This is a genomic window from Pantoea sp. NGS-ED-1003 (assembly GCF_000738765.1).
GTDB lineage: Bacteria > Pseudomonadota > Gammaproteobacteria > Enterobacterales > Enterobacteriaceae > Pantoea > Pantoea septica.
Map to the genome: position 1 here is coordinate 39,109 of NZ_JPQA01000002.1, position 23,753 is coordinate 62,861.

The following is a 23,753-nucleotide window of genomic DNA, read 5'->3' on the forward strand; positions in this document are numbered from 1 at the left end:
GCTAGCTCGCATTACGCTGGAAGTGGCTGTTCACAAACGCGCGGCAGCGCGGCGAAACAGGGTCAAGAAACAGCTGCTCCGGCGCGCCCTCTTCTTCCACCATTCCCTGATGCAGAAACACCGCCTTATTCGACACGTCGCGCGCGAAGCCCATTTCGTGCGTCACGATAATCATCGTGCGCCCCTCTTCCGCCAGGCCGCGGATCACGCGCAGCACCTCGCCCACCAGTTCGGGATCGAGTGCAGAGGTCGGCTCATCGAACAGAATCGCCTTCGGCTGCTGCGCCAGCGCGCGCGCAATCGCCACGCGCTGCTGCTGGCCGCCTGACAGCTGCGACGGCCAGGCGTCGCGCTTCGCGTAAAGCCCCACCTTATGCAGCAGCGCCTCCGCCTCTTCCGTCGCCTCTTTGACGTTGCGCTTCTGTACGTGCACCGGCGCTTCGATGATGTTCTGCATTACCGTCTTGTGCGGCCAGAGATTAAAGCTCTGGAACACAAAGCCGAGCTGCATCCGCATCAGCTTAATGCGCTGGCGCTGCGCGCGACTCAGCTTTTCATCGGCGTTATCCAGCGTCACGCTGTTCTCGCCCACGGCGATCTCGCCCGCCTGCGGCACTTCAAGAAAGGGAATACAGCGCAGCAGCGTACTTTTTCCCGATCCGCTGGCGCCGATTAGCGAGATGACATCGCCGTCCTGCGCCGTCAGGCTGATGTCGTGCAGCACTTCATGTCCCGCATAGCTTTTTCTGAGATGGCTCAGCATGATGGTTGGTTGGGTCATGAACGCGCTCCGAAATAGTAGGGGGAGAGGCGCCGCTCCAGCAGAGAGACGCCTTTGCTCACCAGTATGCTGAGCAGCAGATAGATCGCCGCCGCGCTGAGGAAAACTTCCAGCGCGCGGAAGGTAGAGGAGACGATAGAGTCGGCGATGCCGGTCATCTCCATCAGGCTGATGGTACTCACCAGCGAAGTAGACTTGAGCATAGAGATAATTTCATTGCTGTAGGCGGGCAGCGCCTGACGGATGGCGATAGGCAGCGTAATGCGGGTGAAGATCTTATGCGACGGCATGCCGCAGACCCTGGCCGCCTCCAGCGACTGACGGCTCACCGCGTTGAGGCCGCCGCGCAAAATCTCCGAAGTATAGGCCGCGTCGTTGAGGATCAGCGCCAATAGCCCGCACCAGTAAGGATCGCGCAGCAGCGGCCAGAACATGCTTTCGCGCACCGCCGGCAAACTGCCCAGGCCGTAGTAGATCATAAAAATTTGAATCAGCAGCGGCGTGCCGCGAAACAGCCAGACGTAAAAACGGGCGAAATAGCCACCGACGCGCGTCTGACGCAGCAGGTTCAGCCCCAGCGCCAGCAGGCCGCCGCCCAGCAGCGACAACACCGCCAGATTAATGGTCAGCGGCAGGCCTTTGAGCAGTGCCAGCAGGGTTTCCTGCAAAAAAGGGAGATCCATCGGCTTTCCTTAAACGTTAGCGCGCTGCTGGCCGCGCATAGCGAACTTCTCTACCGCGCGGAAGACCCAGTCGGAACAGGTGGTGATAATCAGATAGATCACGGCGCCGACGCTGTAGAAGAAAAACGACATCTGCGTGGAGTTGGCGGCCGTGGTGATCTGGTTCATGGTTTCCACCAGTCCGGTCACCGAGACCAGCGTCGACTCCTTGATCACCGACTGCCACTGATTGCCCATTCCCGGCAGCGCGGTGCGCAGCGCCTGGGGCACAATCATGCGGCGGAACAGCATCAGCCGCCCCATGCCCGTGACCGTCGCCGCCTCCAGCGTGCCGCGCGGAATGGCGTAGAACGCGCCGCGAAACACGCCGCTCTGGTAGGCGCCGGAGATCAGGCCGATGGCGATAGCGCCGGCGATAAAGCCGTTGATATCGAACGGCCCCTGCATGCCCAGCGCGGTTCCAACCGAAGAGAGTACCTGACGACCGCCGAAGTAAAACAGGTAGATCACCAGCAGTTCCGGCACGCCGCGAAACACTGTGATATAGCCTGCCGCCAGACGCCGCTGCCAGCGCGAACCGGCAATCTGCATCCAGCAGAGCAGGCTGCCCAGCGCTGCGCCCAGCAGCCACGCGCAGAGCGAAACGGTTACCGTGACCGTGGCGGCGCTCAGCAGCACGCCGCCCCAGCCTTCGTCGCCGAAGCCAATTAGCTGCCAGTCGATTTGGGTCAACATCGGCTATCAGGCTTTCGGCGCGACGTCTTCGCCGAACCATTTGATGGAAAGTTTGCTCAGCGTGCCGTCTTTAATCATCGCGGCAAGCGCATCGTCCAGCGCCGCCTTCAGCTCAGCGTTGCCTTTGCGCAGGCCAATTGCCGATCCCGCTCCCAGCACGCCGCCGCTAAACCCATAGCCGCTGCTGCTGATGGCGTTCGCATGTTTTTTCACAAAGGCGTTAAGGTTAGTGCGCGACGCCATCACCGCATCTACGCGGCCGTTCATTAGATCGGCAAAGGTTTCCGGGCCGGCCTGATAGGTACGAATCGTGGCGACGTCGCCCAGATATTTTTGCAGGAAGTCCGTCTGAATGGTGGCGACCTGCACCGCGATGGTTTTGCCCTTGAAGCTGGTTTTCAGTTCATCGATCGCTTTCTGCATGCCGGCAGCGTCATCGGCCGTCACCACGGTGCCGGTGCCGGGCAGCGTCGCCAGCGGCGAGCTTTTGGCCGTCACGAAGCTGGAAACGCTGACGGTGTATTGCTGGGTAAAGTCGATCGCTTCAGCGCGCTTCGGCGTAACCGTCACTGCGTCGATAACCGCATCATATTTGCCGTCGATCAGACCGGGGATCATGCCTGACCACTTTTGCGCACTGATTTCATATTTGAAGCCGACGCGCTTCGCCAGCTCTGCCACGATATCGGGTTCATAACCGACGATCTTGCCGTTCGGCGTGGTCTGGTTAAACGGAGGATAGCTGCCTTCGGTGGCGAATTTCAGGGTGCCAAAATCTTTTGCCAGGCTGAGCGCCGGTACGGCTGCCAGGCCCAGAGCCAGGGTGGCCGCGAACAGCCCTTTGCGCATCATCATAGTGATATCCTCATTTATTATTGTCAGAAAGCAGATCGACGGCCAGTCGCACCATCGCCTGCGCGCCTGCGGCGATGCTGCGTTCATCCGGCTGATAATCGGAGTTATGCAGATGGTCGTCGCGGCCCGGCGTGCCGGAGCCGATATGGATCTGACAGCCCGGCGCGCGCTCGGTAAACAGGGAAAAATCTTCCGCGCCGAAGCTGTCGCTCGGTTTCGCGACAATGGGTTTGCCGAACTGATGCGAAAGAATCTCCTCCAGCGCGTCAATCAACCGGTCGTCATTCATTAGCGGCGGCACGCCGCGCAGATAGTCCACCTCGACGCGCACGTTCATCGCCAGCGCGACGCCTGCGCATATGCGACGGAACGAGGTTTCCATATCGGCGCGCACCTGCGGCGATTTAGTGCGAATAGTGCCCTGAAGCAGGCAGCTGTCGGGAATGATATTGTGCGTGGTGCCGCCCTGGATATGGCCAATAGTCAGCACAGCGGAGTGGGCCGGATCGCGCTCGCGCGAGATCAGCGTTTGCAGCTGGCCGATCAGAGAAGCCGCGGCAACGATGGGATCGACGCCCATATGGGGCCGCGCGGCGTGCGTCGAAACGCCATGCACTCGCACGTCGAACTCGTCGCTCGAGGCGGTGCTGCCGCCTCGCGTCAGCGCCACGTCGCCGGCCGCCAGCTCCGGCTTGTTGTGCAGCGTGACGGCCCAGTCTACGCCCTCAGCGGCGCCATCGGCGATCATCGCTTCCGCGCCGCTTTCCGGCGTTTCTTCCGCAGGCTGGAAGATAAGCCGCACTCGGCCTTTCAGCTGTTGACGGTAGTTGGGCAGGATCGCCGCGACGCCAAGCAGCGTAGCGGTATGGAGATCGTGTCCGCAGGCGTGCATTTTGCCGGGCAGCGTGCTGCTGAAGGAGAGACCGGTCTGCTCCTGGATGGGCAGCGCGTCCATATCCGCACGCAGCAGCAGCGTTTTACCCGGCTGCGCGCCGACAATGTCTACCAGCACGCCGGTGCGGCCGACGCCTGTTTGGGGAGTGAGGCCATGGGCGCGCAGCCAGTTAGCGACGATCTCCGCAGTGCGCACCGTATCGAAGCCGAGCTCCGGATGCGCATGGATATCGCGTCGGATGGCGATCAGTTGCGGCTCAAGATCGGCTACTCTGGCGCTTATTTCCCTCGCCAGGCGTGCTTTTTCGTCAGTCATATTTTCCCTGCAGAATGCCTTTACTTACGGCGTCAGGCGCAGCGGTTCGAGCCGCTGGCTATATTGTTGTGTTTGCAGGCTTTATTTATTCACAGAGGAAAGCAGAAAGCAACGCGCGGGATATTGAGGAAAAATTATTAAAATCAATAAATTAGAAAACATCACTTTTAAGACGCCTGAGAATGCAGCGAATCAGCAAGATTATTAATAATCCCCGATCGTTCATCACATCGTCTAATTATGTTATTGCACAAAGTGTGCTGCCGCCGATAAAAAAACGCCCTGCGAACAGGGCGTTTTCAGTGGTAATCAGGCGCGGCGCCAGCGGCGCGTCAGCTGTTTTTCCAGCTCGACGATGATGAAGATCGCGGCGCCGACGATAAAGGCGATGACCCAGTATTTAAACGGCAGCGGACGAGTGCCGAACAGGGTATTCATCAGCGGCAGATAGATAATCAGCGCCTGCAGCACTACCAGCACGCCGCTCACCAGCCAGATGCCGCGATTTTTCAGCATGCCGCTGTCGAGTGAGAAGCTGTTGGTGCTGCGGCAGTTCAGCATATAGACCCACTGCGCGGTGACCAGCGTCTGCAGCAGCACGGTGCGGATGAATTCCGGCTCATAGCCGCGCGTCTGCAGCCAGGCTTCGAGAACGAAGGCGCTAACGGAGATCAGCAGGCCGACGAAGAGCATACGCCAGACGGCGTAACCGTCCATTACCGAGGCGCTGACGTCGCGCGGCGGACGGCGCATCACATTCGCCTCGGCCGCTTCAAACGCCAGGCCGAATGAGAGCGTGGCGGACGTCGCCATATTCATCCAAAGGATCTGAACCGGCGTCAGCGGCAGCAGGTTGCCCATCAGGATGGCGATAATAATCAGCAGGCCCTGCGCCAGGCAGGTCGGCATAATAAACAGAATAGTTTTAATCAGGTTATCGTAGACCCGACGCCCCTCTTTCACTACGGCGGCGATGGTCGCGAAGTTGTCGTCGGCGAGGATCATATCGGCGGCCTCTTTGGTCACCTCCGTGCCTTTGATGCCCATGGCGATGCCGACGCTCGCCTGCTTCAGCGCAGGCGCGTCGTTGACGCCGTCGCCGGTCATGCCAACCACTTCGCCGCTGGCGGCCAGCGCTTTCACCAGACGCAGCTTATGCTCGGGGCTGGTGCGCGCGAAGATATCGTACTGACGCGCCGCTTCGGCAAGCTCGCTGTCGCTCATATGCTCCAGATCGCGCCCCGTCAAGGCTTTATCGCTGTTGCTGATGCCCAGCATTTTGCCGATCGCCATTGCCGTCTCCTGATGATCGCCGGTGATCATCTTGACGCGGATGCCGGCCTGCTGGCAGTCGTCGATAGCCGCGACCGCTTCCGGACGCGGCGGATCCATCATGCAGGCGAGCCCCAGCAGCACCATATTCTCGCGCAGATCCGCATGATCCAGCGAGTCGATCGCCTTCGGCACGCGTTTCCACGCCGCCGCGACGGTGCGCAACCCTTCGCTGGCGTAGCGGGTAATCGCCGCCTCCCAGTAGGCGCGATCCAGTGGCTGTGCGCCGTCGGCGCTCTGCTGATGCGTGCAGAGCGACAGCAGCACGTCCGGCGCGCCGGTCATCAACACCCAGGCCTCGCCGTCCGCTTCGCCGCTGACGGCCATATATTTATAGAGCGAGTCGAACGGCAGCTTGCTGACCAGCTGCTGCTGACCCACTTTTACGCCCCCTTTCGCCGCCAGCACTTTCAGCGCCCCCTCGGTCGGCCCGCCAACGATGCGCCAGCGCCCTGCCGCATCCTGCTGGATCTGGCTTTCGTTGCAGATATCGATGGCGGCGAGAAAGCGCGACATGACCGGATCCTGCGCCGCGATAAGCCTGCTATCCGGCGTCTCCGGGACAATCTCGCCCACCGGCTCGTAGCTGTCGCCGCTGACGCGCCAGCGGCTTTCCGCCAGCACCACCGCTTTTACCGTCATCTCGTTCATGGTGAGGGTGCCGGTTTTGTCAGAGCAGATCACCGACATGGCGCCCAGGGTTTCGACCGTCGGCAGCTTGCGGATAATCGCGTTTTTGCGCGCCATCGACTGCACGCCGAGCGAAAGAATAATCGAGATAATTGCCGGCAGGCCTTCAGGCACCGCCGCCACTGCCAGACTGATCACCGACAGCGCCAGCGAGGCCAGCGGAATGTCGCGCAGCAGATAACCAAAGACAAAGAGTCCGGCCATCATCAGCAGGATCGCCGCGAAAATCGCTTTGCCGAGCTTATCGATTTGCAGCAGCAGCGGCGTTTTGGCGGTTTCGATGTTGCCCATCATATCGTTGATATGACCCAGCTCGGTGTTGCGGCCGGTGGCAATCGCCACGCCCAAGGCGGTGCCGGAACTGACGGTGGTGCCGGAGAAAGCAAGATTGAGCCGGTCGCCCAGCGATTTGTCACCTTCGAGCGCCTCGCTGCTTTTCGACACGACGGTCGATTCGCCAGTCAGGATAGCTTCTTCCACGCGCAGGTTGTGCACTTCGAACAGCCGCAAATCCGCCGGAATACGATCGCCGGGCCGCAGCATCACCACGTCGCCAGGCACGAGGGTTTCGCCCGGCACCGTCATAATCTCGCCGCCGCGCACCACCACCGCTTCGTTCGAGAGCATATTTTGAATGCCCTTCAACGACTTCTCGGCGTTGCTCTCCTGAATAAAGCCGATGAACGCGTTAATTACCGCCACGCCGAGAATGACAAAGGTATCGACCCAGTGGCCCATGATTGCCGTAATCACCGCCGCCGCCAGCAGGATATAGATCAGCATATCGTTGAAGTGGGCCAGAAACTTCAGCCAGGCCGGCTGAGGCTTCTTTTGCGGCAGCGTGTTGGGGCCGTTTTTCGCCAGCCGCGCCTGCGCTTCGTCGACAGATAGCCCTTGCGGAGAGCTATCAAGCTCGGCGAAAACGGCTTCGCTTCGATGCTGATACCACGGCCGCGCTTTTAAAGCGGCATTTTGCAATGTCTTGCGGTCGTTATTCATTTCTTACTCCGTGCAGGCAACCGGCGACTGGATCGCAGTTAAATTAAATGGGCCAGCATAGTGCGACAGCTTAAATAAGCTGATACTGATTCAGGTCATATTTTTGTTGTTTTAATTCAGTAAAACTGTTGCCGGAATAATTCTTCCATCACATCGGTTTCAGCATGAATACAGCGAGCAAACATCGTGGAAAATAACTTAAAAATCAAAGTATTAATATTTGTTGTTTTTGCAGTTGCTGCGACCAGCGCTGTAGGATGGCTGACATATTTCGTGGTTGATAATTTCTTGTAAGCGTTAGCCTTTATAGCGAGAACTGCTTATTTCATTGGTCCGCTTCTCATCCAATAAAAATGCCCACATTCCTCTTGGGCATTTAGACATGGCAAAAATAAATCTCTGCTGCAAATTAAACGGCAGCTAAACAGCAATATAAAAAACGGCTCTGTTTACGCTTTATTCTGCGCAAGTTTCCGCGCCGCCAGCTCCGTTGCGCGGCGTCTGACCGCGATAAAATCCGCCATCTGCGCGCGGGCGGTCTCCACCTGCTCAGGCAAGGCGGAATGCGGCGACCCGGCATTAAACGGCGGTTCGGGATCGTACTCCATCTGCAGCTGAATCGCCTGAGCGACATCCTGGCCCCGTAATTCCGCGACCAGCGTCAGAGCAAAATCGATCCCTGAGGTGACGCCCGCGCCGGTTAGCCGGTTGCGGTCGCGCACCACGCGCGCGTCCACCGGCTCCGCCCCCAACAGCGCCAGCTGATCGCGCGAGCTCCAGTGCGAGGTAGCGCGATAGCCGCGCAGCAATCCGGCGGCGCCCAGCACCAGCGATCCGGTGCAAACGGAAGTAATAAACTGCGCCTGCTCTGCCTGATGGCGCAAAAAGCAGAGCGTTTCACTGTCCGACATCAGCGCAATCTGGCCCGGCCCGCCCGGCACGCAAATGACGTCCAGCGGCGGGCAGTCGCTAAAATCGCAGTCTGGCAGCAGCGTTAAACCGCGATCCGAGCGCACCGGCTGTTTCTCTTTCCAGATCAGATGACACACCACATCCGGCGTGCGGGCGAACACCTCGAAAGGGCCAGTGAGATCAAGCTGGGTGACATCCGGGAAAAGCAGTATGCCGATATGCAGAGGCGTTTTCATGGCGGCGATCCTTTATGGGCTGTGGAGAAGGGCGATGCGTGCGTTACTCCGCGCCGGAGACGATGTTCAGCGTTGCCTCGAGCGAAGAGGGCAGCAGTTCGCCGTGCGTCTGACCAGGATAACGTATTTCATGCAGCCTGACGCCTTTATCGCGCAGCGTAGCGATCAGCGCACGATCGGCGTCGTTAAGCTGCGCTGCGCGCTTCTCTTCATGACGATCGCTGCGCCCGTCCCCTTCGATCAGGTAGAGGGTTTTACCGCTCAGCGCCTGCGGCGCGGCCTGCTGCGCCAGCTCGACGATGCGCTGATGGCGCCAGCCAAGCGACGGTGCCGCGCTGAAATAGTGCGTGAAAGCGGCGTCGCTATAGAGGGTATCCAGCACGAAGAGTCCGCCGTAGGAGTGGCCCCACAGCGCTCGCCGCTGCGGATCGCTTTTCGCCTGTTTCTCCGCCCAGGGCATAATCTGCTCAAGCAGCAGCGCGCGAAAGGCGTGACTTCCGCCCCCTGGATAGCGTTCATGCCGCACATCGCCTCGCTGCCCGCCAGGCGGGGTATAGTCGAGCGCGCGCGCCTCGACGTCGAACGGCAATCGGGTGTCATACCCCACCGCCACCAGCGCCGGCGGCTGGTGTCCCGCCATCTGCTTCAGGCGATCTTCGCTGAGACGCGCCATCGCCGCGTTGCCATCCAGCAGGTAGAGCACGGGAAAGCCCGCTGTCGGCGCCGCCTGTTTCGGCACGCCAAGCCAGACTTTATAGCGGCGCAGGCCGTCGGCAGAGGTGAAGGTCTGGCTGGTAAAGCGATAAAACGCCGAGCCGCGATCGGCAACGTTGTCGCCCAGCGGCGCCATGTGCGGTCTGCCGTTCGCCTGCGTCGCGAGCGTTAAACCAACGCTGAGCGCCAGCAGCGCCGTGGAGAAAATCTTCAGCGGGTATTGCATATAAAGCCTTCCTGACCTGACGAAAAGATTCGCCATCCTAACAAATCATACGTGATAATGAGAAGCTTTCTCAATAAAACAGATTATATTGGTTTATGCCTGCTTATCAGAGCCGCTAGCTAAACTCTGATTTAGCGAGACAGGGATTGCGAATCGACATCACAGATCGTTAAATTTCAGCATTCGACCAGACTTTTTTTATTTTGATGCCGGACGTTTGTTACCACAAACGGGCCGATACTCCTTTCAACCGACACCAGCAAAGCCATTAATCAGAGGTTGTTAAATGGATCGCCTTAAATACCAGATAAGGGTTGTACGCTTTTTATGTTTGTACGCCCTGTTTCGACTGAGATTATTCAAATTCAGCGACCTCGCCTATTCTGATAGCCATGAAAATGAGGCATTAGATATTCTCACCAGACACGACAGCGAAAAAAGCGCTATCCCAAAAGTGATCTGGATGTACTGGGACAGTCCTAACCCGCCTGACCATATCATGGCCTTCCATCAAAAAATGAAGACGATTAATCAGGCGCATGAAATTATTCTGCTCGACCGCAACAGCCTGAGAAAATATCTTCCAACGCTGCATTTCGATTTTCAGGGGATTGGACTGGCGCATAAAAGCGACGTCATTCGCCTCGCCCTGCTCAAGCGCTACGGCGGGATCTGGGTCGACTGCTCGACGCTGGTTTATCAGGATTTCAGCTGGGTGCATGAACGCAGGGGCTATGACATGGTGGGCTACTACAGCGACGCCAACACTCAGGACGCGCGTTTTCCGGTGATCGAAACCTGGTTTATGTGCGCGCCGCCTGAAAACCCTTTCGTCAGCCGCTGGCTGGAGTTGATCATGCCGCTGACCAAGATCAGCGTCGATGACTACTACAATCGCATCAAAGATCGTCCCGATTTCGAACGCATTAAACAGGGCATTCCGCGCGGCAGCTATTTAACCACGAACTACCTCTGCCAGATTGCCATGCGCGAAGCGGATAGCGTTAACCTTTATCTTAAAAAATGCGAAACCTCAGCCTTTTATTATCAGAACGTCTTTAAGTGGAATTGTCTGAAGATGTCGCTGTTTTTACTCTGTACGCGCCAGCCAACCACCCATCCGAAATTGATTAAGCTGACCAACAGCGACCGCCAGTTTTTACCGCTGGCCCGTAAGCTGCGCATTCTTGACGCAGAAAGTATCCTCGGGAAATTAATGCTGGAACAACAGCATCCTTAATCAATAAGCGGATAAAAAAATGGAACAGCTGAAACGACATCTCAGAACGGCAAAATTTCTCCTGCTTTATGTTTTATATAAGCTGCGCCTTTTTCGCTTTCCCGATCTGGCCTATTCAGAGGCGCACGAAAACGACGTAAAAGATATCGGTCGGCGAGCCTCAGCGGCGGCGCCCGCCATTCCAAAAGTGATCTGGATGTACTGGGACGACCTGACGCCGCCCGACTTTATTCAGGCGTTTTACGTCAAAATGAAGCAGATGAACCCGGACCATCAGATTCATCTGCTCAATCGCGAGTCGGTCAGGGAATTTCTGCCGTGGCTGCGCTTTGACTACGCGCAGATCGGCATGTCCCATAAAGGCGACGTGATCCGCCTCGCCCTGTTGAAAAGCTACGGCGGTATCTGGGTCGACAGCTCAACGCTGGTCTATCAGGACTTCTCCTGGGTGCACCAGCGCAGCGGCTACGATATCGTCGGCTACTACAGCGACGGCACCACGGTGGACAAAGCCTTTCCTGTGGTAGAAGCCTGGTTCCTCGCCTCGCCGCCGGGCAACGCGTTTATCGCTCGCTGGCTGGAGCTGATTATGCCGCTGACGCAGATCGGCATCGACGACTACTACGCGCAGATTACCCGACGCAGCGATTTTGCCGAGATCCGTCAGGGCATCAACCGCGGCAGCTATATCATTATCAATTTTCTCTGCCAGATCGTGATGCGAGAGCAGCCCGGCTTTAGCTGCTATCTGAAAAAGTGCGAAAGCTCCGCCTTCTTCTATCAGGATGTGTTCCAGTGGGACAGCCTGAAGATGTCGCTGTTTTTGCTCTGCGCGCGCGAGCCGGCGACGCATCCCAAACTGATTAAACTCACCAACGACGATCGCCGCTTTCTGCCGCTGGCGCGCAGGCTGAATATTCTTGAGCGCGACAGCGTAATGGGCAAGCTGCTGACGCCGCAGCGCGCGCCATAACGCCGCGCGTTGTTCAGGGAGAAAAACAGGCTATGCTGGCGGGCGGATGACCGCCGGTCATCGCCGCTACAGGGATCTGAACATGCAGTTAATTTCCGAACGTTTAGTGATGCGCCCCGTTGTCGCGCAGGATCGAGAAATGCTGATGCGTATTTATGGCGATCCCGCCACGAATACCTTCAACCCCGCCGGGCCGCTGGAAAATCTGGACGAGGCGCAGCAGCTGCTGGATCGCTGGATTGCGCACTGGCAGCAGCACGGCTTTGGCAATATGGCGCTGATTCCGCGCGATGCCCCCTGTGAGATCCTGGGCTTTGGCGGTTTCAGCCTACGCGAATTTGGCGGCAAGCCGGTAAATAATCTGGGTTATCGTCTGGCGACCCACGCCTGGGGCCAGGGCCTGGCCACCGAGTTTACGCGCACGATGGTACGCTATGGCTTTGAAGAGTGCGGGCTACAGGTTATCGACGCTGCGGTGCGGCCTAACCATCTCGCCTCCCAGCGCGTGCTGGAGAAAGCGGGCTTTACGGTGAACGGGCACGTTTACGATGTGCCCGACGCGCCCGCCAGCCTGACCTTTGAGCTAACGCTTGCGCAGTGGCGCGATGCTCAGGGCACGCCGCAGTAGCGCAGTGCGGCCGTCATCACGGCGGCGCCGATGATCACTGCGATTAGCGGCGCCTTGCGCCAGGCGAGAAAGATGGCGAACGCCACGCCCAGCACCCGCGCCATGCCGGCAAAATGCTGGCCTTCGAACAGCGTGCTGGTCGAGGCAACCGCCAGCAGCAATATCGTCGCCGCGTCCGACAGCATGGTTTGGGTTCGCTCGGCAATCGGCAGCCGGTTGCCGAGCTTAACGCCCGCCAGCCGCATCAGATATGTCCCGGAGGCCAGCAGCGCGATACCCGCAATTATCAGGGCCTGATGGCTCATTTACGCATCCTCCACGACAGTAATCCCAGCAGTGAAAACAGCACCGGCATGCCCGCCGGAACGAAAGGCGTCGCCAGAATCGACAGCAGCGCACCGCCTGACGCCGGGATCAGCGTGCGGCGCTGGCGCAGTGCCGGGAATATCAGCGCGATGAGAATGGCCGGAAACACGGCGTCCAGCCCGATGGCGGAAACGTCGGGAATAAACTGGCCGATGGCGGCGCCGGTGATTACCGTCAGCGGCCAGATCAGGCCGATGCCGATACCGCACAGCCAGAACGCGGCCCGACGCTGCGCCAGCGTTGACTGGGAAATGCCAAATACCACGCTTTCATCGTTCATGATGTGGCAGCCGAACAGGCCGCGCGCGCCGCTCCCCACCAGATCTTTCACCGCGATGCCGAACGGCAGATGGCGCGAATTGACCAGCAGACCTGCCAGCGCCGCGGTGATCGGACTGCCGCCGCCCGCCACGATGCCGATAAACAGAAATTCCGAGGCGCCAGCCAGCACCAGCGTCGACAACGCTACAGGCACCCAGAGCGGGAAGCCGTCAGCACTGGCCAGCGAGCCGTAGGATAAGCCGACGATGCCGTCGGCCAGACAGACCAGAATAATGGCTTTTACCACTTCCCGGCTTAACGGGATGCGCTGCCTCTGCATAAGAAATTCTTCCTGTAACGAACGAAATTTCCATTATAATGAACGCAGCCGAATCGTTTTACAATGCGAACGATTCGTTCGATTTAGAAAACAGGAGTGAACGTGACCCCGATCACAATTATTGCTAATGGTCTGGTGCGCGAACGTCAGCGCGCCGGCCTTTCGCTGGCTGAAGTTGCGCGCCGTGCGGGTATCGCCAAGTCTACGCTGTCGCAGCTTGAAGCTGGCAATGGCAATCCCGGTATTGAAACGCTGTGGGCGCTGTGCGTCGCGCTGAACATCCCCTTCGCGCGCCTGATGGAGCCGGAAGAGAAACGGATGCAGATAATCCGACGCGGCGAAGGGCCGACGGTCACCGCCGAGCTGGCGGACTATCAGGCGGTGCTGCTGGCGACCTGTCCGCCCGGCGCGCGGCGCGACATCTATTTGCTGAATACGCAGCCCGGCAGTGAACGCGGCTCGCTGCCCCACTCGCCCGGTACTATCGAGCATATTATTCTCACTCAGGGCCGCGCGCTGGTCGGCCCGAAGGCATCGCCCGTTGAACTGCATCCCGGCGATTACATCTGTTACGCAGGCGATGAGGAGCACGTATTTCGCGCGCTGGAGCCGGATACGCTGGCGGTGCTGGTGATGGAGCATAGCTGAGCCATCACTTTTTCCTATGGCTCGCGCTGCTGCCGACAGGGTAGCGCAGGTGTAGTATGGCGTTATCAAGGTTGCTTACGAGAACGTTATGCGCATTTTTCCCGCCACAGCCCATCATATACCCGCGATTCAACATATCTACGCCTGGCATGTGCTGCACGGCAGCGCTACTTTTGAAACCGATCCGCCTGGCGTCGAGGAGATGCAGAATCGGCTCAACGCGCTGCTGGAGAAAGGCGGGATCTGGCTGGTGGCAATGGAGGAGGATACCCTGATCGGCTACTGCTATCTTGCGCCCTATCGTCCCCGTTACGCCTATCGCTTCACGCTGGAAGATTCGATCTATCTCGATCCTGAGCATACCGGCCGCGGCGCAGGCCGCGCGCTGCTGACGGAAGCTATTCGTCTCGCCGAAGCGCGCGGTTTCCGGCAGATCGTCGCCGTGATCGCAGGCAACAGCAACCAGGCGTCGATTGGCCTGCACCGCGCGCTCGGCTTTCGCGCCACCGGCGTGCTGAAAGCAGTAGGATTTAAGCATGGCAGCTGGCTGGATACGCACCTTATGCAGCGCGAGCTTGGCGAAGGCGACGCCACTTCGCCGGAATAAAGCGGGTTTTAGCGTTTCATATTTTAATGTTCGCTAATGCTTTCAGCTTCTCTTTTTCAGCATAGTGTTGGGGTTAATACAGAGACAGGTTTAACGTTGTCTGCCCACGGCAATTTTTCGCGCCAGACGACATAAAGAGAGTATTAACGCCTCATCCAGTATGACCCTTAAAAATATCGCGCCATTTATAACCAGCGTCCTCTTTATGAACCAGCTGGTCCGATTTTATTTGCTGGATTCATTATCAAATTAATCATTGATTTAAGTAAATAACACGATGGTCAGCGCGTAATCAACTAAGGAGTAAGCCGGTAAGGCCGATATACCGGCTAACCCTAGTAAACTGGAAATTTGATATGTCGCTGAAAAAATCTTCGCTGCTCGTGTTTTCACTGATGATAATCCTCTTCCTGACCAGCGTTGCGGTTAGCATTTGGTTGCTGGTCCGCAGCAATGAATCTCTTAATGCTGTGAATAAAGAGATTCGCGTCGTGCTCTCCGTTATCGATCCCATAAACCACAGCCGCACCCTGCGGGTCCGGTTAATGGAATACATGAAAGAGATTGAGGTCAATGACGGCCAGTCGGCCGCGTCGCTGGAGGGAGTGAAAGCGGCCGCAGAAAAAGCGGATGTGGCGTTTCACGCCTATCTCGACAGCCCTCGACTAAAGGGCGAAGAAGCGGAGGCTGATGCCTATCGTCAGGCTTTTCTGGCATACAGAAACCTGGGCATTCAACCTTTGATAGAGGCTGCTGAAGCCCGGGATCAGGCTCGATTCAGGGAACGTCTGCCTGATGTCATTCGTCTTGATCGCGCTTACGAAATCATCCTGGATAAAGTGCTTGCGCAGCATGAAGCCTACGCCAAAAAACTGAATGAAGATGCCCAAAGCCATTTCAGCTCAGGCGTTATGCTGCTGCTGTTAATTGGAAGTTTATTTGGCCTGGTGGTGATTTCTATATCGATACTGATGCATCGCTTTGTGCTTACGCCTTTAATTAACGCAGGAAAACACCTTAATTTAATCGCTGATGGCCATCTTGATACGCCCGTTCCGGTTAAACCAGCTTCGCGCAGCGAAATTCAGAGCCTGATGGGTTCTCTCGAGGCCATGCGCTTGTCGCTGACGACGATTATTATGCAGGTGCGCGATTCCGCTCATTCCGTTTCCTCCGCCTCCAGCGAAATAGCAGCCGGAAACGTCGATCTCGCTTCTCGTACCGAGCAGCAGGCGGCTGCATTAACGCAAACGGCTGCCAGTATGGAAGAGCTTGGCGCAACGGTAAAACAGAATACAGATAATGTGTATGAAGCCTGTCGTCTTACAGGTGAAGCGGTTGAAAATGCGCATAAAGGAGAAAATGTTTCGCGCGAGGTGATTAATTCAATGGACCTGATTAATTCAAGCTCGAAGAAAATTGAAGATATTATCAGCGTGATTAACGGCATTGCTTTTCAGACCAATATTCTGGCGCTGAACGCAGCCGTAGAAGCCGCCCGCGCCGGCGAGCAGGGACGAGGATTCGCCGTTGTCGCCGGTGAAGTGCGTAACCTCGCGCAGCGCAGTGCCGTTGCGGCGAAGGAAATAGAAAGCCTTATTGCCGAATCGGTCAACATCATTGGCAGAGGCTCTGAGCAGGTCAGCCGGACAGGAGAAGCGATGAATGCCATCATCTCTTCTGTCAGTCGCGTAAACGTCCTGATGGAACATATTTCAACCGCATCAGATGAGCAGAGTCGCGGTATCGCGCAAATTGAAAAAGCGGTTACTGAAATGGATTCCGTTACCCAGCAAAACGCGGCGCTTGTACAGGAGTCGGCTGCGGCAGCGGCATCGCTTGAAGACCAGGTGCAACATTTGACCCACTCTGTTTCAACCTTCCGCCTTTCGACGGGCTAAGGCCGGCCAGACCACAAGCCTCTTCAGGGAAAATTTAAGTCTGGCTGGCTACAGCCAGACTTTTTCAAGCCACCGTCTGGAAAATGCCTTCCTGTTACCCCTCCAGGCCCATGGATATCATCAATAATTAAAGCGCTGCTGGTCCGCGATAGCGGCCTGCTACCTATCGTAGCCATCAGCCGGGATGATTAAAGATTGTGAGTCGGTTAGCCGATAATAACTGACTCATACTTCTGATCCTGCATCGCGTCACCGACAGATTGCCGCGCATCTGTACGCGCAAGAAGGTGCGATATAAAAGCGGTCAGACAAGCCGCAGCATTCGCCACCGCTGATGACGCTCGTTGCCGCTGCACAGCACGCCTTATGACGCATTGCCTGGTCTGCGATTGCGGTAAACAGGGCGATTAAGAGGTTTGTCACGTCGGGTATCGAGGTTATCCAGTATTGTCAGCCAACAATGGAGCCGACCACTATGCATCCTGTGATCCAACCTACTTTTTCCGCTGTTTGGACCACGGATGCCCGAGGCATTTGCATCGTCAGTCAGGAGTGCCCTGCAGGCCTGATCCCCGCGCTGAAAGGCGTTACCTTGTGCGACTGGCTGAGATTCGCCCAGGCGGATGATGATGCACAAATCGCGCTGCAGCTTACTGCGGCGTTAGAGTGCGTGACCCCTTTTCATATCGAAGTGCCGATTCAGTGTCTTGATGGGACAACGCGACGCGTGCTGGTGTCGGGCTTGCCGAATGGCCAGCCTGCGGCTTCCCGCCTGCAGTACAACGGATTCATTCTTGATATTACCGGGCAGCGCAAAGCGCTTGAAGATGCGCTGCGCACGGCGGCGGAATACCGTCTGCTGATAGAAAACAGCACTGACCTTATCGCCCATTGCGACGCAGAAGGCAGATACGTTTCGATCTCCCCTTCCTACAGTGAAATGATCGGCTGGTCTGCCGAAGAGGTAATTGGTCAACGGGTGGTGGATTTCCTGCATCCCGACGACCGCGCACCTGCTGCCGAGGCGCTGGCAAGCCTGTTTAAAGGCGGCGTGCTGCCGGACGTGGTCGAAGTGCGCAAGCTTCATCGCGATGGCCATTATATGACGCTTGGCACCAAAGCCTGCGGCGTCAGCGATCCTTCTACAGGCAACAATATCGGCGCGGTGCTGGTTTCACGCGACATCACGCGTGACAAGGAAAGAATACGCATGCTGGAGACGCTGGCGACCCGCGATGCCTTAACCGGTTTACCTAATCGCGCCTGGATCAACGACCAGATTCGCTCCATGCTCGCGCAGAGCAACGATCCGGCGTACACCGCTGTGCTGTTTATCGATCTTAACGGATTTAAGGCTGTAAATGATTCGATGGGACATGCCACAGGGGATGCCCTGCTGCTGCAAGTAGCCGAACGGCTTCAACGCTGCATGCGACCAGGCGATTCGGTGGCGCGGATGGGCGGAGACGAATTTGTGGTTGCTGTGAAGTGTGGCCATCGCGATGCCGCGTCCGCTATCGCTCAGCGCATCATAGAGAGTCTGAAAGAGCCTTTTGTTATCAACAGCATGGATGTGTGGATCGGGGCAGCTATCGGCATCAGTCTCGCACGATTTGGTACAGCATCGGCTGAAACGCTATTTGAAAACGCCGATATCGCGATGTATCAGGCGAAAGCGCGACGTGATGGTTCATACCAGTTTTTCTAGCACTTTCGTCCTCGCAAATCAGAAAGCAGAAGAGCTCATGACGAGCTCTTCTGACGGCCATTAGTTTTTCAGGTTGTCCGGGAAATTGGCGGGCAGTTCGCTGGCCGGGCAATCAATCACGCTGTCGTTGTTTTCTCCTGCGTCGCGCACAAAGGTCAGCGTCGCGAACTCATCAATCACTTCGGTGGGATAAGCCGGGCCCGCTTCGCGATAGCTGGCCATCTCTTCCAGGTGATCGTTCTGGAAGCAGACGGTTTTTTCCGGATTGTTCATCACCCAACGCGGGAAGAAAATGGTGCCGTGGAACACCTTATCGGCCATGTTAACGGCCAGGCTCACGTCGGTGCCGGTAGGCTCGGTCCAGGAAACTTTATAGACATCTTCTGCCAGACGGACGATATAAGCGTGCTGATTTTTAACCCAGCGGTTGCCCACCATACCGCTGTGAATACGGTAATCAACGGTGTTGGCATTTTTAATATAAAGCTCGTAGTTCCAGCCGTTGTCGTAGGTATAGACCAGATGTTTGCCGACCAGACCAGACAGATTGTGTTTATCGAAAGTGCTCATTGTGGCCTCCTCATTTATTTGCCTTGAGGAGATTATTACTCGTTGCAAAAACGATTAATAACGCTATTTTTAGCGCTTAATCATCCAATTTTTAGATGAATTATCATGCACAAGACAACGCTCGAACAGTGGTATTTGCTTGATGCCGTCGTGAAGGCAGGCAGCTTTGCGCAGGCAGCGGAGAAGAACAATCGCAGCCAGTCGTCATTAAGCTATCAGCTTGGCCTGCTGCAGCAGCGGCTGGGCATGACGCTGCTGAGGCAGGAAGGACGTCGCGCCGTTCTCAGCGCGGAGGGGCACCAGCTTCTCGCTCAGGTGCGTCCGCTGCTGGAGGGTTTCAGCGCGCTTGAAGCCCGGGCAAATACGCTGCAACGAGGCGAACGCTCGCGCATCGATCTGATGGTTGATGCCATTATGCCGAAACCGCTGCTTTTCGATGTGCTACAGGCGTTTCAGCAGCGCTATCCCCATGTACGTATCTGGCTTAGCGAAATCGTCCGTAGCGAGACGGCTGACAGACTGGCCGAACAGCAGGCCGATCTCTGGCTGGTGGCGCAGTATGGCGATGAGCAAATAGCGGGAGAAAGTCTTCTGAGCGTCGATTTCATTGCCGTCGCCCATCGCGAGCATCCGCTGCACAGCGAGCCGGCGCCGCTAAGCGCCGCCACACTCGCGCGCTGGCCCTGCATAACGATCCTGGATCGTCAGCAGCAGCAACAGACGGAGTTCAACGGTGAGCAGGCCGAGAGCTGGTCCTTCACTACGCTATCGGCTGCCATTGAGGCGGTTCAGCATCAGTTAGGCTATGGCTGGCTGCCGGAGCTGAATATCGCTCCCTTTCTGAAGAGCGGCGAACTTCGCCCGCTGCCGTTGCTACAGGGGAGACGACGCTCAACCTCGCTTATGTTACGCATTAACGAGGAGAGACTGCCGGGCAATGGTGCAATTTCTGCGCTGGCTGAGATGTTTATCGAGCGGGTAGCGCAGGCGAAATAAGCCGGTTTTGCCGCGCGGGAGCGAAACAGAGGTTTTAAGGTTGCTACAAATCGGAAATTAACGCAGCGAAGCGTGAATTAAGCGCCTCAGCGCAGCGTGACGCCCTTAAACGACAAAAGCGAGGGACAATGCCCTCGCTTTTCTATCGTCGCCCAGCAGGCCTTAGCGGCGGTTTTTCCAGACGGTCTGAATGTTGCAGAACTCATGCACGCCAAAATGGGAGAGTTCGCGACCATAGCCGCTCTTTTTAACGCCGCCAATAGTGACGCGAGGATCCGACGCGCCATTGCCATTAATAAACACCGCACCGGTTTCGATCCGATCCGCCAGACGATCCGCCACAGCGTTGTCGTTGGTCCAGACCGTAGCGCTCAGACCGAATTCGCTGTCGTTGGCGATCGCCAGCGCATGATCGGCGTCGCGAGCGATAGCGATCGCCGCTACCGGACCAAACAGCTCTTCACGAAATGCCGTCATCTCGGTGGTGACGTCTGACAGGATCGTCGGCGCATAGTAATTGCCCTCGCCTGCGATCTTTTCGCCGCCCAGCACCAGACGCGCGCCTTGGCTCAGCGACTGCTGAACCTGACTATGCAGCTCATCGCGCAGATCGAAGCGTGCCATCGGGCCGAGATAATTTTTTTCATCCAGCGGATCGCCCATGGTTAATGCCTGTACCGCAGCGCTGAAGCGTGCTTCAAATTCCTCTGCGATGGACGCCTCGACGATAAAGCGTTTAGCGGCCATGCAGACCTGTCCGGTGTTCTGATAGCGGCCAATCACGGCTGATTTCACCGCTTCGTCCAGATCGGCGTCAGCCAGCACGATAAAAGGATCCGATCCGCCCAGTTCGAGAACGGTTTTTTTCAGGGCCGCACCCGCCTGTGCGGCGATAGCTGAGCCGGCGCGTACGCTGCCGGTTACGGCGACGGCGGCGATGCGCGGATCCTTAATCGCGGCGGATATGCCATCGTTATCGACATTCACGGAAGCGAAGGCCCCTTTAGGCAGATCTGTCGCATCAAACAGCTCTGCCATTAACGTGGCGCAGCCCATGACGTTCGGCGCGTGTTTAAGCACGTAGGTATTTCCAGCGAGCAGCATGCCAACAGCGCCGCGCAGTACCTGCCAGAACGGAAAGTTCCATGGCATCACCGCCAGAATGGTGCCGACAGGTTTAAAGCGCTGCCAGGCGTCAGGCACCTGTGTGGGTTGATCTTCCAGCATTGCCGGGCCGTGCTCGGCGTACCAGTCGCTGAGAGTGGCGCATTTAAGGATCTCGGCGCGCGCCTGCGCCAGAGGTTTGCCCATTTCCAGCGTGATAGTGCGCGACAGTTCCGGTTCGCGCTGGCGCAGTTGTTCAGCCAGCTGGCGCAGCACTTTCACGCGCGACGCCATATCGGTCTCGCGCCACTGTTTAAAGGCTGCAGCGCTGGCGTCAAGGGTATTTTCCAGCTCAGTCAGCGACTGCATTGGGTAGCGAGCCAGAATTTCGCCGTTGGCGGGATTTTTTGAAACAGCGTAATCGGTCATGGTGCCTCTCAGAATGTCTGTGGACGATGGGCTTACCCTACGCTTCTGCATTAGTGATGAAAAATGAATAATAGTGAGTAAGTTGTTTTCATATTATGAAGAGGGGATTTGCACGGTGTGCAGTTTTTTAAGCGTTATGTAGCAGACGACACTTGTCAGGCATCATGGCGACGATCGTTTATCCACATATACAGAGAGAAGATCCTAATAAACGATCATAAAGAGATCTAAAAGAGATCCTAAGAGATCCCCGATCGTCGCAGGCCGCACGCCACAAGGGCTCAGAAGGTGATCGCGTTCACTATAATCAGTAAAGAGTTCACTGTAATCAGTACTTTATTCACTATACACAGTAGAATGTTCACTATAAACAGTGCTAGTGTTCACTGTAGTCAGAAAACGATCCCTTTCATCCACAGAATGAAGATCTCATGCTATGGCAGATAAAGAGAGTGAAAACAAAGCGTTACTTGAACCTTTTCTGTCGGTGACCAAAAACAGCGGTGAAGTTATTCAGCTTCATCCCAATAAGAACAATACTGTTCAGCCCGTCGCTTTGATGCGTCTGGGACTGTTTGTCCCGACACTGAAATCAACGGCGCGCGGAAAGTCAGGTGCGATGGCTTCCACCGATGCGACTAAAGAGCTTAAAAACCTGTCGCTGGTGAAAGCAGAGGGTTACGAGAAGATTACCATTACCGGCGCGAGGCTGGATATGGATAACGATTTCAAAACCTGGGCCGGGATCATCCAGTCTTTTTCCCGTTACCCTACTCAGGGCGATACCGTTACCCTGCCCTTTATCGATTTCGTTAAAATGTGCGGCATTCCCTCAGCCAATTCCTCAGCGGCCTTGCGTAAGCGGCTGGACGCCTCGCTGCGTCGCATCGCCACCAATACCCTCTCTTTTGAGGGCAACGGCAAGGCTTACCATACGCACCTGGTGCAGTCAGCCTATTACGATCGGGAAAAAGATGTGGTGCGCATTCAGGCCGATCCCAAGCTGTTTGAGCTCTATAACTTTGACCATAAAGTTCTGCTGCAGCTCAGGGCGATATCACGGCTTAAGCGCAAAGAGTCTGCGCAGGCGCTCTATACCTTTCTTGAGAGCCTGCCGACCAATCCTGCGCCTATCTCGCTGGCGCGCCTGCGTATGCGCCTGAACCTTGGCTCAAAAACCACGACGCAGAACCACGTTGTGCGACGTGCGATGGAGCAGCTAAAGGAGATTGGCTATCTTGATTACTCCGAGGTTAAACGAGGTCGCTCGGTGTTTTTTATCATCCATAGTCGCACGCCAAAACTCGATGGAATCAGTACGCTGGAGAGTATCGACTCTCTCGACGAGATCGATTTTGATGAGTCATAGGTATCATTCACTGTAATCGGTATGCTGCCTGTGGCACTGTTACTTTCATGGAAAACGTGACAGTCGCCGCTACTGCATTGGCGTTTACTGTAGTTGGCTTTTCGTAGCGTTCACTGTAGTGGGTGCTGTTCACTGTAGTTAGTAAACACGAGCTCATGCGCTGCCTTCCTGTCTTTCTCATCTTTTAAAATATCATCTTAAAACAATTATTTAATCGGTAAGTTTGCGCTTACTAACATCTATTGCCTCTTTCTTGCTATCTTAAGAATGCTGTCTACACTGATTACAGTGAATATTCTCTGGCGCAGCTCTGGGCTCTGTTTCTGCTGTCTACAGTGAATGGTTTTAAAAGAGTGTGTTACTGATCACAGTGAATAAAATTCTTTAACCATCTGAATTTCGTATTTAAATTTTTGCTTTGCCCTGCGGTGGTTTCCATCTTACTGACTACAGTGAACATTAGCGTGTATGGCGCAGAGAAACGTGACAGGGTTAGACTCCGTACTGATTACAGTGAACATATGCAGGATAGCGAGATGATTTTGCGGGTTATCTGAGCGTTATTGCCCATTACAGTGAACCTTCCGTCTCACACGGTGAGACCAATAGCTCCGAGATACGGCTTATCTACTCGGTTCTGACTATAGTGAACACTGTGATTCCCTTTGATTGACCCTCCGTCTGTTGTCATTTGCTGACTACAGTGAATCTTTCTCGCTTCTCCTCCACGGTATGCATTTCTGCCTGCATTCTATTAGTGCTGACGCGTATTCCTTTCGCCGGTTACAGCGCCATTTACTGAATACAGTGAATGTTAGTGCCCTGCTCAGTCCGCTATTCTGCTCGTTGCTGATTACAGTGAATCCTTGCCCCGTAATGGTTCTGACATCCCTGCTCGCGCTTTAATACGACGTTCGTTACTGATTACAGTGAATGTTTGAGCTCCTTACTGATTACAGTGAATGTTCAACTGATTACAGTGAACGTTTCCGCATTGAAATCCCCAACGTGTGATTTTCGGACGCAGATACTGATTACAGTGAATGTTACGACATCATATCGCGTCCCTGCCCTCTTCAACTGACGACAGTGAATGCTTCCAGGGGCAACAGCTGGTTACAGTGAATGTTTTGCAGGGTAATACCGACATAAGAAAGCCAGAAGCGTGCCGTTGCTTCAGGCTGTGCCCGGTTGCTGATTACAGTGAACGAACGTCTGATTACAGTGAATGTTTTGGTTG

The 23,753-nt window shown here is 56.1% G+C and carries 21 protein-coding genes; 9 read left to right on the plus strand and 12 right to left on the minus strand.

All coding sequences use genetic code 11. From position 1 onward, the window contains the following. Position 1: 1 nt before the first annotated feature. The 8 genes from JS46_RS03655 to JS46_RS03690 all read right to left on the minus strand — a co-directional run bounded on the left by JS46_RS03655 (position 2) and on the right by JS46_RS03690 (position 9,373). Positions 2–781 (minus strand): ABC transporter ATP-binding protein, encoded by a 780-nt coding sequence (locus JS46_RS03655; protein ID WP_033748199.1) that lies wholly within the window; start codon positions 779–781, stop codon positions 2–4. Beyond that, positions 778–1,464 (minus strand): ABC transporter permease, encoded by a 687-nt coding sequence (locus JS46_RS03660; protein WP_033748200.1) that lies wholly within the window; start codon positions 1,462–1,464, stop codon positions 778–780. The genes JS46_RS03655 and JS46_RS03660 overlap by 4 nt, the downstream gene beginning before the upstream one ends. 9 nt (positions 1,465–1,473) lie before the next feature. Further along, a complete protein-coding gene (locus tag JS46_RS03665; protein WP_033748202.1) occupies positions 1,474–2,199 on the minus strand; it encodes an ABC transporter permease in 726 nt (241 codons plus the stop codon). A gap of 6 nt (positions 2,200–2,205) precedes the next feature. Further along, on the minus strand, positions 2,206–3,054 hold the full coding sequence (locus JS46_RS03670) for a transporter substrate-binding domain-containing protein (protein WP_187143692.1): 849 nt from the start codon (positions 3,052–3,054) through the stop codon (positions 2,206–2,208). A gap of 10 nt (positions 3,055–3,064) precedes the next feature. Then, entirely contained in the window at positions 3,065–4,264 is a 1,200-nt protein-coding gene (locus JS46_RS03675) for a M20 family metallopeptidase (protein ID WP_033748203.1), read from the minus strand. Positions 4,265–4,573: 309 nt separating this feature from the next. After that, positions 4,574–7,285 carry a cation-transporting P-type ATPase gene (locus tag JS46_RS03680; RefSeq protein ID WP_033748205.1) on the minus strand — a complete coding sequence of 904 codons (2,712 nt, stop codon included), beginning with the start codon at positions 7,283–7,285 and terminating at the stop codon, positions 4,574–4,576. A gap of 449 nt (positions 7,286–7,734) precedes the next feature. Further along, positions 7,735–8,433, minus strand: a complete 699-nt coding sequence (locus JS46_RS03685) for a DJ-1/PfpI family protein (RefSeq protein WP_033748207.1) — start codon at positions 8,431–8,433, stop codon at positions 7,735–7,737. Positions 8,434–8,476: 43 nt separating this feature from the next. Then, a complete protein-coding gene (locus JS46_RS03690; RefSeq protein WP_051905557.1) occupies positions 8,477–9,373 on the minus strand; it encodes an alpha/beta hydrolase in 897 nt (298 codons plus the stop codon). A gap of 286 nt (positions 9,374–9,659) precedes the next feature. Between JS46_RS03690 and JS46_RS03695 the strand changes: the two genes are divergently transcribed. From JS46_RS03695 to JS46_RS03705, 3 genes are all read left to right on the plus strand, one after another. Then, positions 9,660–10,613 (plus strand): glycosyltransferase family 32 protein, encoded by a 954-nt coding sequence (locus JS46_RS03695; protein WP_081876035.1) that lies wholly within the window; start codon positions 9,660–9,662, stop codon positions 10,611–10,613. 19 nt (positions 10,614–10,632) lie between these two features. After that, positions 10,633–11,586 (plus strand): glycosyltransferase family 32 protein, encoded by a 954-nt coding sequence (locus JS46_RS03700; RefSeq protein ID WP_033748215.1) that lies wholly within the window; start codon positions 10,633–10,635, stop codon positions 11,584–11,586. Positions 11,587–11,668: 82 nt separating this feature from the next. Continuing rightward, positions 11,669–12,214 carry a GNAT family N-acetyltransferase gene (locus JS46_RS03705; RefSeq protein WP_033749049.1) on the plus strand — a complete coding sequence of 182 codons (546 nt, stop codon included), beginning with the start codon at positions 11,669–11,671 and terminating at the stop codon, positions 12,212–12,214. Here the strand turns inward: JS46_RS03705 and JS46_RS03710 are convergent. Together JS46_RS03710 and JS46_RS03715 are read right to left on the minus strand one after the other, a co-directional pair. Continuing rightward, positions 12,196–12,519, minus strand: coding sequence for an AzlD domain-containing protein (locus tag JS46_RS03710; RefSeq protein ID WP_033748218.1), 324 nt, complete (start codon positions 12,517–12,519; stop codon positions 12,196–12,198). The genes JS46_RS03705 and JS46_RS03710 overlap by 19 nt on opposite strands. Further along, positions 12,516–13,181, minus strand: a complete 666-nt coding sequence (locus JS46_RS03715) for an AzlC family ABC transporter permease (RefSeq protein ID WP_033748219.1) — start codon at positions 13,179–13,181, stop codon at positions 12,516–12,518. Before JS46_RS03715 ends, JS46_RS03710 begins: the two co-directional genes overlap by 4 nt. Before the next feature lie 102 nt (positions 13,182–13,283). On the opposite strand from JS46_RS03715, the gene JS46_RS03720 reads away from it, so the two are divergent. The 4 genes from JS46_RS03720 to JS46_RS03735 all read left to right on the plus strand — a co-directional run bounded on the left by JS46_RS03720 (position 13,284) and on the right by JS46_RS03735 (position 18,045). After that, a complete protein-coding gene (locus JS46_RS03720; RefSeq protein WP_369799133.1) occupies positions 13,284–13,829 on the plus strand; it encodes a helix-turn-helix domain-containing protein in 546 nt (181 codons plus the stop codon). An 88-nt stretch (positions 13,830–13,917) separates the two neighbouring features. After that, positions 13,918–14,436 (plus strand): GNAT family N-acetyltransferase, encoded by a 519-nt coding sequence (locus tag JS46_RS03725; RefSeq protein ID WP_033748222.1) that lies wholly within the window; start codon positions 13,918–13,920, stop codon positions 14,434–14,436. 356 nt (positions 14,437–14,792) lie between these two features. Then, positions 14,793–16,337 carry a methyl-accepting chemotaxis protein gene (locus JS46_RS03730; RefSeq protein ID WP_033748225.1) on the plus strand — a complete coding sequence of 515 codons (1,545 nt, stop codon included), beginning with the start codon at positions 14,793–14,795 and terminating at the stop codon, positions 16,335–16,337. A gap of 475 nt (positions 16,338–16,812) precedes the next feature. Beyond that, complete coding sequence (locus JS46_RS03735) at positions 16,813–18,045, plus strand: sensor domain-containing diguanylate cyclase (RefSeq protein ID WP_033748227.1); 1,233 nt, start codon at positions 16,813–16,815, stop codon at positions 18,043–18,045. Between the two features lie 60 nt (positions 18,046–18,105). On the opposite strand, the gene JS46_RS03740 is transcribed toward JS46_RS03735, so the two are convergent. Beyond that, positions 18,106–18,615 carry a phenolic acid decarboxylase gene (locus JS46_RS03740; protein WP_033748230.1) on the minus strand — a complete coding sequence of 170 codons (510 nt, stop codon included), beginning with the start codon at positions 18,613–18,615 and terminating at the stop codon, positions 18,106–18,108. A 105-nt stretch (positions 18,616–18,720) separates the two neighbouring features. Between JS46_RS03740 and JS46_RS03745 the strand changes: the two genes are divergently transcribed. Next, the gene (locus JS46_RS03745) at positions 18,721–19,611 is read left to right on the plus strand and encodes a LysR family transcriptional regulator (protein WP_033748233.1); all 891 of its coding nucleotides are present in this window, start codon (positions 18,721–18,723) and stop codon (positions 19,609–19,611) included. 162 nt (positions 19,612–19,773) lie between these two features. Here JS46_RS03745 and JS46_RS03750 read toward each other — a convergent pair whose 3' ends face one another. Then, positions 19,774–21,144: an aldehyde dehydrogenase family protein gene (locus JS46_RS03750; RefSeq protein WP_033748236.1), complete on the minus strand. Its 1,371-nt coding sequence runs from the start codon at positions 21,142–21,144 to the stop codon at positions 19,774–19,776. Between the two features lie 436 nt (positions 21,145–21,580). Between JS46_RS03750 and JS46_RS03755 the strand changes: the two genes are divergently transcribed. Next, entirely contained in the window at positions 21,581–22,513 is a 933-nt protein-coding gene (locus tag JS46_RS03755; protein ID WP_033748239.1) for a RepB family plasmid replication initiator protein, read from the plus strand. Positions 22,514–23,753: the final 1,240 nt, after the last annotated feature.